Source organism: Shinella sp. M27 (assembly GCF_049199905.1).
Taxonomy (GTDB): Bacteria; Pseudomonadota; Alphaproteobacteria; order Rhizobiales; family Rhizobiaceae; genus Shinella.
In genome coordinates, this window is the sequence record NZ_JBLZPK010000069.1 from 1 (window position 1) to 17,267 (window position 17,267).

At 62.9% G+C, this 17,267-nt stretch carries 17 protein-coding genes and 3 tRNA genes; 9 read left to right on the forward strand and 11 right to left on the reverse strand.

What is annotated here, in order from left to right; genetic code table 11:
* The 3 genes from ACOZK4_RS25430 to tpiA form a co-directional block, all read right to left on the reverse strand.
* The coding region (locus ACOZK4_RS25430) for a CTP synthase (protein WP_421594456.1) at window positions 1-1,600 on the reverse strand (1,600 nt) is incomplete at its 3' end.
* Between the two features lie 137 nt (window positions 1,601-1,737).
* The gene (gene secG, locus ACOZK4_RS25435; protein ID WP_313528648.1) at window positions 1,738-2,211 is read right to left on the reverse strand and encodes a preprotein translocase subunit SecG; all 474 of its coding nucleotides are present in this window, start codon (window positions 2,209-2,211) and stop codon (window positions 1,738-1,740) included.
* A gap of 129 nt (window positions 2,212-2,340) precedes the next feature.
* Complete coding sequence (gene tpiA / locus ACOZK4_RS25440) at window positions 2,341-3,111, reverse strand: triose-phosphate isomerase (protein ID WP_421594457.1); 771 nt, start codon at window positions 3,109-3,111, stop codon at window positions 2,341-2,343.
* Window positions 3,112-3,269: 158 nt separating this feature from the next.
* On the opposite strand from tpiA, the gene ACOZK4_RS25445 reads away from it, so the two are divergent.
* Both ACOZK4_RS25445 and ACOZK4_RS25450 read left to right on the forward strand, forming a co-directional pair.
* Entirely contained in the window at window positions 3,270-4,841 is a 1,572-nt protein-coding gene (locus tag ACOZK4_RS25445) for a caspase family protein (protein ID WP_421594458.1), read from the forward strand.
* A 15-nt stretch (window positions 4,842-4,856) separates the two neighbouring features.
* A complete protein-coding gene (locus ACOZK4_RS25450; protein WP_421594459.1) occupies window positions 4,857-5,462 on the forward strand; it encodes a hypothetical protein in 606 nt (201 codons plus the stop codon).
* Between the two features lie 5 nt (window positions 5,463-5,467).
* Here ACOZK4_RS25450 and ACOZK4_RS25455 read toward each other — a convergent pair whose 3' ends face one another.
* The gene (locus tag ACOZK4_RS25455) at window positions 5,468-6,352 is read right to left on the reverse strand and encodes an alpha/beta hydrolase (RefSeq protein ID WP_421594460.1); all 885 of its coding nucleotides are present in this window, start codon (window positions 6,350-6,352) and stop codon (window positions 5,468-5,470) included.
* Window positions 6,353-6,649: 297 nt separating this feature from the next.
* On the opposite strand from ACOZK4_RS25455, the gene parE reads away from it, so the two are divergent.
* Window positions 6,650-8,716: a DNA topoisomerase IV subunit B gene (gene parE / locus ACOZK4_RS25460; protein ID WP_421594461.1), complete on the forward strand. Its 2,067-nt coding sequence runs from the start codon at window positions 6,650-6,652 to the stop codon at window positions 8,714-8,716.
* 83 nt (window positions 8,717-8,799) lie between these two features.
* On the forward strand, window positions 8,800-9,231 hold the full coding sequence (locus ACOZK4_RS25465; protein WP_421594462.1) for a hypothetical protein: 432 nt from the start codon (window positions 8,800-8,802) through the stop codon (window positions 9,229-9,231).
* Between the two features lie 5 nt (window positions 9,232-9,236).
* Here the strand turns inward: ACOZK4_RS25465 and ACOZK4_RS25470 are convergent, their stop codons facing one another.
* Window positions 9,237-10,364 carry a DUF2336 domain-containing protein gene (locus ACOZK4_RS25470; protein ID WP_421594463.1) on the reverse strand — a complete coding sequence of 376 codons (1,128 nt, stop codon included), beginning with the start codon at window positions 10,362-10,364 and terminating at the stop codon, window positions 9,237-9,239.
* Between the two features lie 128 nt (window positions 10,365-10,492).
* On the opposite strand from ACOZK4_RS25470, the gene ACOZK4_RS25475 reads away from it, so the two are divergent.
* Window positions 10,493-11,134 carry a hypothetical protein gene (locus ACOZK4_RS25475; protein ID WP_421594464.1) on the forward strand — a complete coding sequence of 214 codons (642 nt, stop codon included), beginning with the start codon at window positions 10,493-10,495 and terminating at the stop codon, window positions 11,132-11,134.
* A gap of 71 nt (window positions 11,135-11,205) precedes the next feature.
* On the opposite strand, the gene ACOZK4_RS25480 is transcribed toward ACOZK4_RS25475, so the two are convergent.
* On the reverse strand, window positions 11,206-12,180 hold the full coding sequence (locus ACOZK4_RS25480; protein ID WP_421594465.1) for a GlxA family transcriptional regulator: 975 nt from the start codon (window positions 12,178-12,180) through the stop codon (window positions 11,206-11,208).
* A gap of 282 nt (window positions 12,181-12,462) precedes the next feature.
* Between ACOZK4_RS25480 and ACOZK4_RS25485 the strand changes: the two genes are divergently transcribed.
* The gene (locus tag ACOZK4_RS25485; protein ID WP_421594466.1) at window positions 12,463-12,888 is read left to right on the forward strand and encodes a BA14K family protein; all 426 of its coding nucleotides are present in this window, start codon (window positions 12,463-12,465) and stop codon (window positions 12,886-12,888) included.
* Window positions 12,889-12,945: 57 nt separating this feature from the next.
* Here ACOZK4_RS25485 and ACOZK4_RS25490 read toward each other — a convergent pair.
* The 5 genes from ACOZK4_RS25490 to ACOZK4_RS25510 all read right to left on the reverse strand — a co-directional run bounded on the left by ACOZK4_RS25490 (window position 12,946) and on the right by ACOZK4_RS25510 (window position 14,726).
* Window positions 12,946-13,022, reverse strand: a tRNA-Arg gene (locus ACOZK4_RS25490).
* Window positions 13,023-13,031: 9 nt separating this feature from the next.
* Window positions 13,032-13,337: an ETC complex I subunit gene (locus tag ACOZK4_RS25495; RefSeq protein WP_298096390.1), complete on the reverse strand. Its 306-nt coding sequence runs from the start codon at window positions 13,335-13,337 to the stop codon at window positions 13,032-13,034.
* Window positions 13,338-13,463: 126 nt separating this feature from the next.
* Window positions 13,464-13,540 (reverse strand) — tRNA-Pro (locus tag ACOZK4_RS25500).
* A gap of 92 nt (window positions 13,541-13,632) precedes the next feature.
* Complete coding sequence (locus ACOZK4_RS25505; RefSeq protein WP_421594467.1) at window positions 13,633-14,148, reverse strand: DUF192 domain-containing protein; 516 nt, start codon at window positions 14,146-14,148, stop codon at window positions 13,633-13,635.
* Window positions 14,148-14,726, reverse strand: coding sequence for a cold-shock protein (locus ACOZK4_RS25510; protein WP_421594468.1), 579 nt, complete (start codon window positions 14,724-14,726; stop codon window positions 14,148-14,150). The genes ACOZK4_RS25505 and ACOZK4_RS25510 overlap by 1 nt, the downstream gene beginning before the upstream one ends.
* Window positions 14,727-14,922: 196 nt before the next feature.
* Between ACOZK4_RS25510 and gloA the strand changes: the two genes are divergently transcribed.
* The 3 genes from gloA (at window position 14,923) to ACOZK4_RS25525 (ending at window position 17,263) form a co-directional block, all read left to right on the forward strand.
* On the forward strand, window positions 14,923-15,363 hold the full coding sequence (gloA, locus tag ACOZK4_RS25515) for a lactoylglutathione lyase (protein ID WP_421594469.1): 441 nt from the start codon (window positions 14,923-14,925) through the stop codon (window positions 15,361-15,363).
* Between the two features lie 355 nt (window positions 15,364-15,718).
* The gene (locus ACOZK4_RS25520; protein WP_421594470.1) at window positions 15,719-17,047 is read left to right on the forward strand and encodes a D-Ala-D-Ala carboxypeptidase family metallohydrolase; all 1,329 of its coding nucleotides are present in this window, start codon (window positions 15,719-15,721) and stop codon (window positions 17,045-17,047) included.
* Between the two features lie 141 nt (window positions 17,048-17,188).
* Window positions 17,189-17,263, forward strand: a tRNA-Glu gene (locus ACOZK4_RS25525).
* The last annotated feature ends 4 nt before the right edge of the window (window positions 17,264-17,267 follow it).

Consider the following 17,267-nt stretch of genomic DNA (forward strand, 5'->3'; position numbering starts at 1 on the left):
AGCTCGCGAAGAGCGGATGTGGATCGAGCGGACGGCTCTTCAGTTCCGGGTGGTACTGGACGCCGATGAACCACGGATGATCCGGGTATTCGACCGTCTCCGGCAGCACGCCATCCGGCGACATGCCGGAGAAGACGAGGCCGCAGTCTTCAAGCTTCTGCTTGTAGTCGACATTCACCTCGTAACGGTGGCGATGGCGTTCAGAAATGTCCGTCGAACCATAGATGTCGGCGATCTTCGTGCCGCCCTTGAGCGCCGCGCGGTAGGCGCCGAGGCGCATCGTGCCGCCGAGATCGCCCGAAGCCGAACGCTTCTCCAGGTCGTTACCCTTCACCCATTCCGTCATCAGGCCAACGACCGGCTCGGCCGTCTTGCCGAATTCGGTGGACGAGGCCTTCTCGATGCCGGCGAGGTTGCGGGCCGCTTCGACGACCGCCATCTGCATGCCGAAGCAGATGCCGAAATACGGCACCTTACGCTCGCGGGCAAAGCGCGCCGCGTTGATCTTGCCTTCGGAGCCGCGCTCGCCGAAGCCGCCCGGAACGAGGATGCCGTGCACCTTCTCCAGATAGGGCGCCGGGTCCTCCTTCTCGAAGACTTCCGACTCGATCCATTCGAGCTTGACCTTGACGTGGTTGGCGATGCCGCCGTGATAGAGCGCCTCGATCAGCGACTTGTAGGCGTCCTTGAGGCCGGTATATTTGCCGACGATGGCGATCGTCACCTCGCCCTCGGGCGTCTTGATGCGATCGGACACGTCCTGCCAGGCTTCCAGGCGCGGCTTCGGCGCCGGCTCTATGCCGAAGGCGGCCAGCACCTCGTCGTCGAGGCCTTCCTTGTGATAGGCGAGCGGCACGTCGTAGATCGAGGACACGTCCAGCGCCTGGATCACGGCCGTCGCACGTACGTTGCAGAATAGCGACAGCTTCTTGCGCTCGGCTTCCGGGATTTCACGGTCGGCGCGCACCAGAAGGATGTCCGGGTGGATGCCCATGGCCTGCAGCTCCTTGACGGAGTGCTGCGTCGGCTTGGTCTTCAGCTCGCCGGCGGCCGGAATATAGGGCATCAGCGTCAGGTGGACATAGACGGCGGTGCCGCGCGGCAGATCATTGCCGAGCTGGCGGATCGCTTCCATGAACGGCATCGCCTCGATGTCGCCCACCGTGCCGCCGATCTCGCAGATGACGAAGTCGTAGTCGTCATTGCCTTCGGTGACAAAGTTCTTGATCTCGTTGGTGACGTGCGGAATGACCTGCACGGTCGCGCCGAGATAGTCACCGCGGCGTTCCTTGTCGATGATGTTCTTGTAGATGCGACCGGTGGTGATGTTGTCGGTCTTGGTGGCCGAGCGGCCGGTGAAGCGCTCGTAATGGCCGAGGTCGAGGTCGGTTTCCGCGCCGTCGTCGGTGACGAACACCTCGCCGTGCTGCGTCGGGCTCATGGTGCCCGGGTCGACGTTGAGATAGGGGTCCAGCTTCCGCAGGCGAACGCGGTAACCGCGGGCCTGAAGGAGAGCTCCGAGTGCAGCGGCTGCGATGCCTTTTCCGAGGGAAGAAACCACGCCGCCTGTGATGAATACATATCGCGCCATGGGAGTCACCGCATACCTTTTCAAAATCAACTACGCCACCGAAAAATCACTTTGCCCGTGATTTCGGAAGTCGCAATCGGCGTTTTACACAGAAGAAGGCCGGTTGGTTTGACCCAACCGGCCGGTTTGTTTTTTACGTTTGCGGCTTACTGGCCGCTGGGAACGCCGGCATTGCCGCCCGTGCCCGTCGTCGCGCCACCCGTCGTCGTCGTGGTGTTGCCGGTGCCGGTCGCCGCGCCGCCTTCGGTCGGAACGGCGTCGGTGCCGGTCGTCGCGGGTGTCTGGTTGGTCGTGTTGTTCTGGGTGCCCTGCTCCGGCTTCTTTTCGCCGCCGAGGGAATCGAGAACGCCGCCCGTGCCCGTCGTGCCGGGGATACGGTCGAGAATGTCGGTCGGCTGCGATTCCCAGCGGGCGATGATGCCCATGCCGAGCGCCAGCACGAAGAACAGCGTTGCGAGGATCGCGGTCGTGCGCGTCAGGGCATTGGCTGTGCCGCGCGCCGACATGAAGCCGGAGCCGCCGCCGATGCCGAGGCCGCCGCCTTCCGAGCGCTGGATCAGCACGACGCCGATCAGCGCGACGACGACCATGAGATAGATGACGAGCAAGATGGTCTGCATGTTTAAGGATCCCGGCCAGACGGCCCAAAATTCAGGTTTGCGGCTCAATATACCAAGCCGTGCGCCATTCCAAGCCCCAGCCGGCATCTGCCCGCCCTTTTCCAGGCAGGCAAACGATCAGCACAGAACTCAGGCCGTCAGCGCTTCGTATGCGCGGTAGATGGCAAGGAAGTCGTCGGATTTCAAGCTCGCGCCGCCGATCAGCGCGCCATCGACATTGGCGACGCCCATCAATTCCTTGGCGTTGCCCGGCTTGACCGAGCCGCCATAGAGGATGCGCATCCTGGCGCCCTCGCCCGCAAACCGGCTCTTGAGTTCCGCGCGCATGAAGGCATGCGCCTCCTCCACATCGGCCGTCGTCGGCGTAAGACCGGTGCCGATTGCCCAGACGGGTTCATAGGCGATGACCGTGTTTTCCGCCGTCGCACCGTCCGGCACGGAGCCGTCAAGCTGCGTTTTGAGCACGTCCAGCGTCTTGCCGGCCTTGCGCTCGTCCCCGGTCTCGCCGATGCAGATGATGGCGACGAGATCGTTCGCATAGGCGATTTCCGCCTTGGCGCGCACCAGCGCATCGCTTTCCTTGTGGTCGGTGCGGCGCTCGGAATGGCCGACGATGACATGGGTGCCGAAGCAATCGGCGATCATTTCGGCCGAGATGTCGCCGGTGTGGGCGCCGGAGGCTTTTTCATGGCAATCCTGTGCGCCGATCTGCAAAGGGCTGTCGGTAGAGAGCGCCGTCGCCACATAGAGCAAAGTTGCCGGTGGGCAGATCAGTGTCTCGACCTTGTCGGAAAGCGGTCCCATCACGCCTTCGGCCATCGCCTTGATCTGGTCGAGCGATGCGCGCGTGCCGTTCATCTTCCAGTTTCCGGCGACAAGCGGGGTTACATCCGGTGTCATGAGGCCTCCCTATCCCTAAAATTCCGTCGGCTTGCGGCGTAGCAAATCGAAGCCCCCAAGAAAAGCCGTCCCATGGCCAAGCGAATTCGAATATGCATAGGATGTGATCCGTGATTGCTCATATTGCGATCGGCGCATGAGGAAGGCGAAAGGGGCACATGCTTCCCTCGAGACTGGTCATCCTCCTCTCCCTGGCGGTGTTGCTGTTTGCCGGCAGCGCCGGCGCGCAGGATTCGGCCGGCGGCCAGACGCGCGGCCTGATGCCCATCAAGACCGGGGTGGAAAAGATCACGGCCGGCGACACGTTGACGGTACCCGCCGCCTCCTTCAAGCGCATGGCGCTGGTCATCGGCATGTCCGCCTACACCTCGATCTCGCCACTGAAGAACACCGCCTCCGATGCCCGCGCCGTTGCCGACATGCTGCAACGCCTCGGCTTCACAGTAGACCTCGCCGTCGATGTTCCGCTCGTGCAGATGCAGGAAACGGTCGCGGCCTTTTCGCGCAAGGTGGAGACCGCCGACATCGCGCTCGTCTATTATGCCGGCCATGGCGTTGAGGCGGCGGGCGAAAACTATCTCGTGCCCATTGATATCAAGGTCGATGACCCCGCGAAGATCCCCGATCAGGCCGTCAGCCTGTCGTCGGTTCTGCGCAGCGTCGAGCGGGCGCGCAAACTGCGCGTCGTCATTCTCGATTCATGCCGCAACAATCCCTTTCCGACACTGCCCGGCGTGGTGGCGGCCAATGGCGCGACGCTCGGCGGCGACGGGCTCGCCGCGCCGGATCCGTCACGTGGCATGCTGGTGATCTACGCGGCCGAAGGCGGCAAGGTGGCGCTGGACGGCGACGGCGAGCACAGCCCTTTTGCCACCGCGATCCTCGAAAACCTGCCCAGGCCGAATGTCGAGATCGGCCTCGTCTTCCGTCAGGTTCGCGACCGCGTCATGTCGCTGACGGCCAACCGCCAGCAGCCGTATTTCTACGGTTCCCTGTCGGGTGCGCCATATTTCCTGGCCGGCGAAGATGCCGCCATCGCCGATAGCGGCGACAAGGCCTCGCAGTGGCAGGCTCTGAAGCCCGACCAAGAGGTGCAGCTTGCCGCGCTCGCCGGCGAAGGCAATACCCGCGCCATGCTCGGCCTCGGCTACATGGCGCTGACGCCGGATACGAAGAAATTCCAGCCCGAAAAAGCCTTCGAATTCTTCAGCAAGGCCGCCGCCGCTGGCGATGCCGAAGCCATGTTCGAACTCGGCAAGCTGCATGAAAAGGGCATCGGCACGGCGCAGAACGTGCCGGAAGCGATAAAGCTCTACCAGCGCGCCGCCGATCTCGGTTTCGCCGACGCGATCAACGATCTCGGCTTCCTCTATTATCAGGGCGCGGAAGGGTTGCCGCGCAATCCGAAGAAGGCGGTCGAGCTCTTCATCCGCGCCGCCGATCTGCGCCACCCGCAGGCCATGTTCAACGTGGCCGCCCTGATCGACGACGGGGTGGTGCCTGGCAAAACGCCCGAGGATGCGGCCAATTATCTCTATCAGGCACTGCGCTCCGGCGTGGACGACGTTCTCCAGCAGCTTTCCACGCGTCCGACCATGTTCAAGCCGGAAACACGCCGGGCGCTGCAGGCCGAACTCAGCCGCAACAAATTCTACAAGGGCACCATCGATGGCGATATCGGCGCAGGCACCCAGCGCAGCATGCGCATGGCCTTCGGCGATCCGGAATAACAAGCGGAGGAAGGCATGATCAAATCGGCTTATCTGCGTTCGATCCACGCCGCGCTGCTGGCGGGCGCACTCACCCTCACCGCCATCCCCGACGTTCTGGGGCAGACGAGTCCGGGCCGTGGCTCGACGGCCTCCCACACCAGCAGCGACGCCACTTCGACCGCCGTTGCCGTGCCAACCGACTATCTCACATCCTCCATCGTCAAGAATATCAACGGCGCACGCGACGAATGCGCCCGCTACGATCCCGTCTATCGCATCGACTGTCTACGCCAGCGTCTTGCAGATATCGCCCAGCGCATCCCGTCCGGCCCCGCCTATGCCGAAGCGCGCCAGATCATCAGCCGTGCCTCCAGCAAGCTCGCTCGCATCCAGTCGGGCATCACGGACGCGAAGGCACCGCGCCAGCGTTCGCGCGCCAATCCCAGGCTCAAACAGACGAAGACCTATGCCGCGGTCAAGCGGGAAAAATTGAGCAAGGCGATGGAGCAGGCACGGCAGGTGATCGACGAAGCGTCAACGCAATTGCTGCGCGCCGCCGAAAACTCGGACAAGCGCGCCAGCCACTATCAGCAGATCGCCGCCGCGCTCGATTCGACGAAGGTGCTTCTGCGCTCGTAAAAATCTTACTGGGCAAACAGCCAGTTCAGCGTTTCCCGCCAGTCGGTCATGCGCACCGGCGTGCCATGTCCGCCGGTCTGGAACAGCACGAAGCGCGTCGGGATGCCGGCCTTGCGCAGCTTGCGGAATACGGCGATCTGATCGTTTGCCGCGTAGACGCTGTCGCTGTCACCATGGGTGAAGAAGACCGGCAGCTTCGCCTTGAAGGCCGGCGTCTTGGCATAGTCGCCATCCGCCGCCCCGCCCATCAGCACCATGCCGGATAGGCTTTTGACCGCGACGGGATCGCGCACCACCCGGGCGCAGATGAAGCTGCCCATCGAGGCGCAGGCCAGAATGACCGGCGCATCCGGCGACAGCGCCTTGGCGCGCAGGATCAGGCCTGAAATGCGCGCAGAACCCGCATCATCGAAGGACGGCACGCTCGGCGCATAATAGACACCGCCGCCGCGCACCGCGAGGTTCTTCAGCCGATTGAAATTGCCGCCGAAACTCCAGTCGTTGCTGCCGAGCCGCCGGTCGCCGCCGCGGCCATGGATGAAGATGACCGTGAAGGCCGCCCCCTCGCCCTTGCCGGTCATCGTCACATCGATCGGCCCCGCTGGTGTGTCGACCGTCACATTCTGCTGCGCCTTCTTTACCGCCGTCGAGACATAGGAGGATTTCACCCGGCGTTCCGGCACCTGGTCGCGGCCGTTGATGTCGCGCAGTTCCTGGTAATCGACGACGCTGAGCGCGCCGTCATCCGTCGTCTCCACCACCGTGCCATAGGAAAACAGTTCGTCCTTCCACGGCTGGAGCGTCACCGCCGCCGCATCCTGAACGGCCATGCCGGCAAAGAGCGCGGCGAAAACCAGCCTTTTCAGGCAATGAACTGTGGACTGACGCATGAACGGAGGCTCCTTGGGGCCTGCGATACTTGCCATCCACCCGCCCGCAACGCAATCCTTGGCCCAGCGGTTGGCGCGGCTTGACGACCGACGGATACGGGGACGCCGCCTTGAAGCGGCAAAAGACGAGACAGGACGGCCGTCCGGCGAAAGCCGGCGTTGCCCGGCTGCCATCGCGAAACATCCCGGAATCTGGCAGAGTCGCAAGTGATTCGCCGACCATCCCTTTTGCGCCAGACCCCGATCCCTGTGGATCGGCGGAACAAGCTGGCAAACGGAACAAACTCTGAACAGCCCATGCAAGACGACAACAACGACCTCTTCGCCAACATGCCTTCCGAGCCCGAGCGCCAGCCGGCCAAGCCGGTTGAAAAGCCCGTTGCAACCGCGCCCGAACCGGCCCGCGAGGCCCGCCCGCCGCTGAGCGAAGGGTCGGGCGGCTATGACGCCTCGGCGATCCGCGTTCTCGAAGGGCTCGAGCCGGTGCGCATGCGCCCCGGCATGTATATCGGCGGCACGGACGAGAAGGCGCTACACCACCTCTTCGCCGAAGTCATCGACAACTCGATGGACGAGGCCGTGGCCGGCCACGCCAATTTCATCGACGTCAATCTCGACGCCGAGGGCTTTCTGACGGTCACCGACAACGGCCGCGGCATCCCGGTGGAAAACCATCCGCAGATGCCGGGCAAGTCCACGCTCGAAGTCATCCTCACGGTGCTGCATGCCGGCGGCAAGTTCGACGGCAAGGCCTATGAGACCTCGGGCGGCCTGCACGGCGTGGGCGTCTCCGTCGTCAACGCGCTCTCAGATGAGCTCGAAGTCGAGGTGGCGCGCAACAAGAAGCTCTATCGCCAGCGCTTTTCGCGCGGCAAGCCGGTCGGTGGGCTCGAAGAACTCGGCGACGTGCACAACCGCCGCGGCACGAAAGTACGATTCCACCCAGACCCGGAAATCTTCGGCGCCCATGCGCGATTCGATCCCGGCCGTGTCTTCCGCATGGCCCGCTCGAAGGCCTATCTGTTCGGCGGCGTCGAAATCCGCTGGAGCTGCGATCCGTCGCTCCTGCCCGAGGGGTCGGAAACGCCGGAAAAGGCCGTCTTCCACTTCCCCGGCGGCCTGAAGGATTACCTGCAGGCGACGCTCGGCAAGGACTATACCGTCACCCGCGAGATCTTCGCCGGCAAGAGCGAGAAGTCCGGCGGCCATGGCTCGCTGGAATGGGCCGTCACCTGGTATGGCGGCGATTCGCTCATCCATTCCTATTGCAACACCATCCCCACGGCCGACGGCGGCACGCATGAGGCGGGCCTGCGCATCGCGCTCACCAAGGGCCTGAAGAACTACGCCGAGCTGACGCAGAACAAGCGCGCCAAGGATATCACCACCGACGACGTGATGATCTCGGCGGTCGGCATGCTCTCCGTCTTCATCCGCGAACCGGAATTCGTCGGCCAGACCAAAGACAAGCTCGCCTCGGTCGAGGCGCAGCGCATCGTCGAAAACGCGCTGCGCGACCCCTTCGATCACTACCTCGCCGACAATCCCGCCGAAGCGGCAAAGCTGCTCGAATGGGTGATCGAGCGCGCGGAAGAGCGCATGCGCCGCCGCAAGGAGAAGGAAGTTTCCCGCAAGACGGCGGTGCGCAAGCTGCGCCTGCCCGGCAAGCTTGCCGACTGCTCGCAGAACTCCGCCGAGGGCGCCGAACTCTTCATCGTCGAGGGCGATTCGGCCGGCGGCTCTGCCAAGCAGGCGCGCAACCGCGCCAATCAGGCCATCCTTCCGCTGCGCGGGAAAATTCTCAACGTCGCCAGCGCCGGCCGGGAAAAGCTCGGCGCCAACCAGCTGATCTCCGACCTTGTGCAGGCGCTCGGCTGCGGCACGCGCACGAAATATCGCGAGGAGGACCTTCGTTACGAGCGCGTCATCATCATGACCGATGCCGACGTCGATGGCGCGCATATCGCCTCGCTGCTCATCACCTTCTTCTACCAGGAGATGCCGGACCTCATCCGCGGCGGCCATCTCTATCTCGCCGTGCCCCCGCTCTACCGCCTCAGCCAGGGCGGAAAGACGCTCTACGCCCGCGACGACGGCCATCGCGAGGAGCTAATGCGCACCGAGTTCAACGGCCGTGGCAAGGTGGAAATCGGCCGCTTCAAAGGTCTGGGCGAAATGCTGCCGGCGCAGCTCAAGGAAACGACGATGGATCCGTCAAAGCGCACGATCCTCAACGTCATGATCGACGACGTCGATTTCGAGGGCACGCGCACGGCGGTCGACGACCTGATGGGCACGAAGCCGGAGGCCCGCTTCCGCTTTATCCAGGAACGCGCCGTCTTCGCCGACAACCTCGATATCTGACGGGGTTGCGGTCGGGCCCGGCGCCTTATTTTCGCGGCAATACCCGCCTCTAACCGGCAGCGTTCAACGCGGAAAGGACAGCCATGAAAGCTGCGCTCATCGTCATGACGATCATGGGCTGCGACGACAGCGCGACCCAGTGCCACTATATCGATACGGTGCCGAAGAGCTGGCAGACCGTGGCGCTGTGCGATGCCCAGGCCGAGACCTATATCAACCGGCATCAGGACAAGAACTACCCCGTCATCGTCGCCGTCTGCGAAAGCAACAGCGACCGCATGACCGCCGATGTGGCAAAACCCGCCCCCGAGGCAAAGCCGGCGGAAACCGCTACGCAGGCCGAAATCCCCGTGCCCGCCGAAACGGCGGAGGCACGGCAGGGCCTTGCGACCCGCACGCTGAATTTCGTGAAGAAGGCCATTCCGGACGCTACCTCCCTGAAGGCCGCGGTCGTCAAGCCAGTGCGTTACGCCGAAGACGGTTATAGCTGGGTCGTCAAGCGCTTCGCCGATTAAGCGGCTTACGCCGCTTCCCGCGACGCAATCAGCGCATAGCTGCGCGCCGTCTGCCGCTGTTCGGCGATCGCCAGCCGCTCGACCAGTTCCAGCATGGACTGGCAGGCCGCATTGCCGGCAGCGCGCGCCCGCGACAGGAGCAATTCGGAGACGGAGAAATCGCTCTCCTCGCCCTTTGCTTCGCGCCGCCAAAGCATGGTCGCCTCGGTGAAGAGCGTGCTGATATCCCGGCCGAGCCCTGCCGTTTCGTAGAGCGCGCGCACCGCAGCCTCGCGGCCGTCGGACAGGATGGAGCGGACCCGCCGCTCCGCCTGCCCTGAAAGGTTGGTAATGGCAGCCGCGAAAAACTCCGCGCGGCCGGTACACAGAGCATGCATCAGGAAAACCGGCGTCAGGCGTCCCGTCAGGCGCAGGTGCTCGACAAGATCGGGCATTTCAACCGCAGCCACATCTGCGACCATACCGATCGTCGCGACATCACAGGCCTCGCGCGTGATGCGCTCGACGCGGTTTTCACCGATCGCCGCCTGGATGAGCCCGAAGCCGGCCAGCGCCGTGCCGATTTTTTCGACCAGCGCCTGGCGGGCATCGCTCGGCAGGTCGTCGCGATCGAGCAGCAGCGCGCGGATCTCCGCATCGTCGCCGAGACGCTCGGCAATGCGGCAAAGGCTACGGCGCGACAGCACCGCGCCTTCGTTTTCCATGAGCGCCAGCACATCCGGCGCGCCGCCGACTTCAGCCATGGCGGCGCAAACGGCGCGCGAAACATAGCTGCGATGCGCGATCAGCATGCGCGTCACATCGCTGCCTTTTGCAGCGAGATCGACGAGATCCGCATCCGTCAGCAGCGACGAACACAGAATGATTCGCGCGGCGATTTCCGGTTGGTCTTCGGCAAGCGGCAGGATGACGGCACGCGGCGCATCCTCACATTCGGCCAGCGCCTCTGCCAGCGCCAGCCGCACTTTCGGCGCGGGATCGTCAAGAAGGAATATCATCGCCATTTCGGCGGCGCGGCGATCATCGGGCGCGATGCGCGCCTTTGCATAAGCCTTCGCCAACACACTGGCAGCCTTCGCCCTATCGGCTGCCCGCGCTGTCTCGACCCAACGAAGAAAAGCATGAACGATCAATGGACGCCCCAAACGCCTGTACTAAGCTACTGAAATCACGTTAGCGCCAAAGTGTTTAAGATTGGTTCACCATATCCATTAACGGACCGGTCATTGCCAGAAGCGGCCTCAAAGCCCTATGAAAAGCCATGACACCGCTTCCCCGTGCCCTGCTCTGCCTCGCCTTCGATCAGCCGATCCCTGCCAACCGGCACGGCGTGCTGATCCCCGCCGCGCGGATCGATGAAACGGACATCCGCGGCGCCATCGTCGTAGTCGAGACCGACTCGGATATCGCCACGTTTCAAAATGCCCTCACCGCCGGCGCCGCGATGATCGCCCTCAACGGCTGCCGCACAGGCGCTGATCTCCAGCGCCTCGCCACATTGCTATCAGTCACCGAGGCAGAGATTGGCCACCCCGAGGGCAGTACTCCGATCCTAGCCATGACCGACGGCATCATTCCCGCCCCCGCCGCACGGGAAAGTCTTGCGGGAAAATCGCGGCGCCTCGCAGGCCTGGCCTGGGACCAGAGGGCGCTCGCACTGACCCTCGGCGCGACACGGACAAGAACGCGATCCGGCGAATGGACCGCTCCTTTCGCCACCGCCCGCGCCGCCACGCTTCTAGCCGCCGCAGCAGCCGGCGTGCCCGCCTACGATTCGTTCCCGGATATGAATGACGACGCCTTCGTTCCGATCTGCAATCAATCCCGCGCTGATGGCTTCTTCGGCTCCTTTGCGATCAGGGCGGCGCAGATGGAAGCGGTCGAAACGTTATATGCAGGATAGCTACGACGCCGGTCGTGTTCGACGCGCCTCAACGGGGGACACGCATCCGCTCGGCGAGAAAAGCATCACCTTCATTTCGCGCGCAGTTCGGCCCTAAGCTTCAGCGGGCTTGCGCCAAAATGATTGCGGAAGGCGCGAGAAAAGGCCGAAAGACTGTCGAAGCCGCTGCGCAGCGCCACCTCTTGAATGGAGAGCGGCGTGTCACGCACCATGCGCTGTGCCGCCGTCAGCCTGAGGCGCAGATAATATTTGCCCGGCGCCGTCCCAATCCCGCCCGTAAACAGCATCTCCAGCTTGCGCGTCGAAAAACCGAGACGGCGGGCGAGCGCCGCGATGGTCAGCGGCCGGTCGATCGTGCGCTCCATCAGGCGGATTGCCGAAGCAAGCTCCGGCTGGTGTTCGCCAAGCCGGCCGAGAGAGACGAGCGGCTGCGCATCCGTCGCCGCATGGGTCTGGTCGTAAACGAAGACACTCGCCACATCGAGCGCCACGGCAGACCCGAAACGCTCGCGCACCAGATGCAGCATCATGTCGAAGGTGGGCGACGCGCCGCCGGAGGTCCAGAGCGGCCCGTCCGTGACGAACCGGTCGGCGCGCACATTGAGTGCGGGAAAGGCTGCGGCAAAATCCTCCAGCTCCTCCCAATGCGCCGTCGCATCCCGCCCGTCGAGCAGGCCGGAGCGCGCCAGAAGCCAGCAGCCTGATTCGATGCCGGCGACGACGCCGAAGCGGCGGGCGATCTTTTTCAGCCGGGCGACAAAGCTGCGGTCGGCATGGCGGTCCTGATTGAAACCGGCGATCAGCATCAGCGCATCGCCGCTGGTCACATCGGCAAAGTCGCCGTCGACACGGATCTCCACGCCGCAGGTGAGAAGCACCGGCCGGCCCAGTGGCGAAAGGATCTGCCAGCGAAAAACCGGCTCCGGCACGACACGGTTGGCCGCGCGCATCGGGTCGAGCACCGAGGCGAGCGACATGATTGATGACTCCGGCAAAAGCACGATCGTAACGTCGAGCGGCCCGTGACGCGTCGCTTCTTTTTTCATGTGGAAATAGTCAAAAAAGATGCGCCCTATGTCAATCGGCAAAATGCCGTTCGGGCATGATCGGCCTTACAGGAGATCTGGAGATGCAGCCGGATTGTGGTGAGAGCCCCTGTACCCCGAACACCCTGATCCGCAATTTACCGGAACGGGTTGGCGAGCCGACAAGGCGGACCAACCCGTTTTTTTTGCTCTTTCCGTTTTAAAATCAAACATTTTACGAAGGCATGGGAACACAGTTCTGCTTCGGGCGTTCTATCCCCGAACAACACGAAAGGTTCTCCCATGTTGAAGCTCAAGACAGGCCTTGTCGCCGGCGCTCTCTCCCTCATGATGGCCGTGACGTCGGCCATCCCGGCGCAGGCGATTACCTTTGCCCGCGTGCCCGTTCCGGAGGTGACCTCTGTCGAAAAGGTGCAGTATCGTTATGAACGCCGTGACCGTCGCGAGCGTCGCGCCGAACGCCGCTGGCATGGCCATCACGGCTATCGTGACCGCCGCCCGGGTTATCGCCGCCATTCGGATGGTTTCTGGTACCCGCTCGCAGCCTTCGGCCTGGGTGCAGCTATCGGCGGCGCGATCGCCAACCAGCCTTCGGCCGGTGGCTCGCATGCGCAGTGGTGTGCAAACCGCTATCGCTCTTACCGCGCCTATGACAATACGTTCCAGCCGAACTACGGCCCGCGCAAGCAGTGCGTTTCGCCCTACTGAGCCAACGGAATGCAGAAACACAAAGGGCAGCCAATCGGCTGCCCTTTCTTTATTTCATGGCGACCCCTGCAGGGCTCGAACCTGCGACATTCTGCTTAGAAGGCAGATGCTCTATCCAGCTGAGCTAAGGGGCCGGATGGGCCTCAATGGGTCCAGGGCTGCATGCGGTTGAAGCGGAAATTGTCGGGATAGGCGCAACGCTTGCGGGTCGCATCCTTCGGCTCGATCAGGCGGAATTCAATGCCGTTACGCTCGGCATAGGCGATTGCCTCTTCGCTGGTCTCGAAGGACAGCTTGACCTGCTGGTACATGTCGCCGGAGCTCGTGTAACCCATGATCGGGTCGATCGTCCGCGGCTTTTCGGCATCGAACTCCAGAACCCAAAGGTTGGACTTGGCCTTGCCGGACTGCATGGCGGTCTTGGCGGGACGATAGATCTTCGCGGTCATCGAAGCGGCTCCAGAATTCTCGCATAAAGGCACGCCGTTTAGCCGGCGCGCGTCCGAGAATGCATAACCCAGATTCCGTAAAGGGGGAATGACCGGAAAAGCATTTGGCATCGAAACGCCCGCCGATGGTCGGAGTGGAGAGATTCGAACTCCCGACCCTCTGGTCCCAAACCAGATGCGCTACCAGACTGCGCTACACTCCGTCCGTCCCGGCGATGGGGAGATACACGCATCCGCCTGCTGCCGCAACAGCTAAGGACGGATTTTCCATGACTATAAAGGATGTGTGCAGCTTTTACGGCGCTTTGCGCAGCTCATCCACCAACTGGTTTTCGATGCGGTTGCCCGCGCGAATGCCGAGGCGCTTCACCGTGCCGCCATTCAGCTCGAGCACGTAGTCGATCGGTCCCTGCGAATCGATGATCGCCTCGGAGAGCGGCTCGGCGTTCTCCTTGATCGCGCGCACCTTGCCGTCCCTGGCAATGAACAGCATGTCGAGCGGGATATAGGTGTTCTTCATCCACATGAAGACCTGGCGCGTCTCGCCGAAGGCGAAGAGCATGCCCTTGTCGTCAGCCATTTCCTGACGGTTCATCAAGCCCTGTTCGCGCTGGCGCGGTGTCAAGGCGAGCTCCACCGTGAAGGCGTGGCTCTTGCCGCCCTTGGTGACGATGGTCAGCGGCTGGGTATCGAATTTTTCTTCGGCAAGGGCGCCGAACGACAGGCAGAGAAAAAGCGCCAGAACGGCGCTTACAAGACGCGCGACAAAGAGAGGGCGCGCGATAGAGAAATCCCGCGCGATACGCCGCATCAGTGCGCCCTGTTGCCGGGAAGCGGCATGTCGGGATGGATCTCGGCGGCCATCAGCCCCTTGTCGCCATCGCCGAAGCGCACGAGAACGACCTGGCCGGGGCGAAGCTCCGTCAGGCCGAAGCGGCGCAGGGTTTCCATATGAATGAAGATGTCCTCGGTGCCCTCGCCGCGCGTCAGGAAGCCAAACCCCTTGGTGCGGTTGAACCATTTGACGAGAACGCGCTCGAGCCCGCTGGAAGGCGTGACCTGCACATGGGTCTTGACCGGCGGCATCTGCGAAGGATGCACGGCCGTCGACTGATCCATGGAGAGAATGCGGAAGGCCTGATAACCGCGGTCGCGCTTCTGAATGATCGCGACGACACGCGTCCCTTCAAGCACCGTCTGGTAGCCATCGCGGCGCAGGCAGGTGACGTGCAGCAGCACATCCTGCATGCCGTTGTCCGGGACGATGAAACCGAAACCCTTGGCGACGTCGAACCACTTGATGACACCGGTGATCTCGATCAAATCGACGGCGTCATTGCTCTGGTCATCACGCTCTGTGATTTCCGTTGAAGACACCCTGTCCGCCATGACCTACCAGCCCCTCGATTACGCTTCACATTGAGTTACGGTTAACTGATTCTTGAGGTTCAGAATAACATTGTCCCGATGCGAATGCGCAAGCCCCTTTGAAAGTTTTGCTGGCTGCATTGGTAGGCCGCAAGGCTTGCCTCAAGCTGACAAAAACCTCATCTTTCCGGCGATTCCACATTTTGAGGATATTCCAATGCGTTATCTCCACACGATGGTCCGCGTCAAAGACATCGACCAGTCCCTACATTTCTACTGCACGCTTTTCGGGCTTGAGGAAGTCCGCCGTTACGAGAATGAAAAAGGCCGATTCACGCTGATCTTCCTCGCCGCGTCAGAAGATGTCGCCACCGCCCGCGAAAAAGCAACGCCTTGCCTCGAGCTCACCTATAACTGGGACACCGAGGACTATGCCGGCGGCCGCAATTTCGGCCACCTCGCCTATGAGGTCGACGATATCTATGCGCTGTGCCAGAAGTTGATGGACAATGGCGTGACGATCAACCGTCCGCCGCGCGACGGCCACATGGCCTTCGTGCGCTCGCCGGACGGTATCTCCATCGAGATCCTGCAGAAGGGCGACAACCTGCCCGCCGCCGAGCCCTGGGCGTCCATGGGCAATACCGGCGTCTGGTAAGCGGCCGTGGACGCAAGCCCCGGGCAAAGCTTGCGTCCTATATTCAGCGTCACGAACCATCGTTTCGCCGTATTTGACCGGAAAATTCTTAGCCATTCCGGTCAATCGCCAGCGTGAGGGGGCGTCCTGGCCGTTTTCAAGCCGGATTGTCTTCCGTTTTGCGTTTCACGGCTTCACACGCTCCGGCCTTTACATGAGGGGCCGGACCGGTAACATCGCGGCAACCGCAGCCTGTATCCCCTTGTCCCGTCTTGGGCTCTTCGTGCGTGCGGTTGCGACTGTTTGAAGAAATGGCCCGACCGGCGGCAAGACCGGGGGCTCGAACGTCGAAAGCGGGGGAAAGCCTTTGCAGGATATGCAAGGAAAGTGGCTCGGCCTGAAAACGCTGCGGTATGGATTGCTGCTGGCCGTTTCGGTTGCCACACTCTCGGGCTGCGTTTCCGCAGTCTCGAACGATATGCGTGCGGATATGAAGCCTGCGCAGGAAAGCGATGAAACCGTCGCGGATGCCGGCACGGACGAGACCACGACGCCGGTCACGACCGCCTCGGCCGCTAGCGGCACGTCGCAGGGCGCCTATGCGACGGCGAATGCCGGCGATGCCGCTGCCATGAACGCCCAGCAGGCCGAAATGACCGGCGACCGGGCTGATATTGTCATGCAATCGACCACGCTGAATGCCGGCCGGTCGAGCATCTATTCCAACGGCACGCAGGCGGTTGCCACCAGCAATGCCTATTCCACGACGGGCGGCACGAATGCCGCCGTCAACAGCCTCTATGCCGGTGGCGCGCAAACTGCCGATCAATCCGGCCGCCTGCCCGTCGAGGACATGCCGCCGGTCGATTCGTCCGCGCAGCAGCAGAAGCTAGAAACGCTGGGCGACGAACAGTCCGCGATCCTGCCCGAAAACGTGCCGATCCCCAAGACGGCACGCATGGCGCTCGTCAACGAGGCGGGAAGCGGCAACGCGGCCGACATGGCGCTTGCCAGGGAAGTGCAAGGCGATGACGCCGTGGCCCTGCCGGAAACCACCACGCAGGCAAGCCTCGGCCAAACGCAGACGAAGATCCAACCGCGCAAGACGCTGACGCTCGCCTCGCTGTTCAGCGGCAAGCGCGATGCCAAGGCGCAGTTCGACGGCGAGCGCTTCTCCGAACAGCCGCGCCGCGTTCTCAACCGAGACACCGCCGGCACCACGCAGAAGGCTTCGCTCGGCACCCTGCCCGGCGTCTCCACCGCCAATGCGATGTTCTCGACCCATCATTCCGAGGCTGACGAGGTCGAGGACGATGCGCCACAGTTCAAGGAAGTCGCCTCGCTTGCCGGTCTCGCGCGCCTTGCGCCGAACGGCCTCTGGCTGCAGACCGAAAAGGTGAAGACCGGCTGTTTCAAGCCGGAACTGCTGCAGGTCCTGAAAACGATCGAAAAGCATTACGACAAGCCGATCATCGTCACGTCAGGCCTGCGCGACCTGAAGGTCAACCGCGCCAAGCAATCGCTGCACACGCGCTGCGAGGCGGCGGATATCCAGATCGCCGGCGTCTCGAAGTGGGAGCTGGCGGAATATCTGCGCAGCATGCCCGGCCGCGGCGGCGTCGGCACTTACTGCCATACCGAATCCGTGCATATCGATATCGGCGAGGAGCGCGACTGGAACTGGCGTTGCCGCAGGCGCAAATGATCCGCAGGGCTTAAGTCTCTGGAAACGAGCGATTTTCTCGTGCAATGAAGCCGCCTTCGGGCGGCTTTTCATTTTTTTGTCACAAGCGCCTTTTCCCGCTTGCGGAAGGCAAAACGCCCTTCTATAAGACGCCCACCGCACGCGCCCTTCGTCTATCGGTTAGGACGCCAGGTTTTCATCCTGGAAAGAGGGGTTCGACTCCCCTAGGGCGTGCCACGGT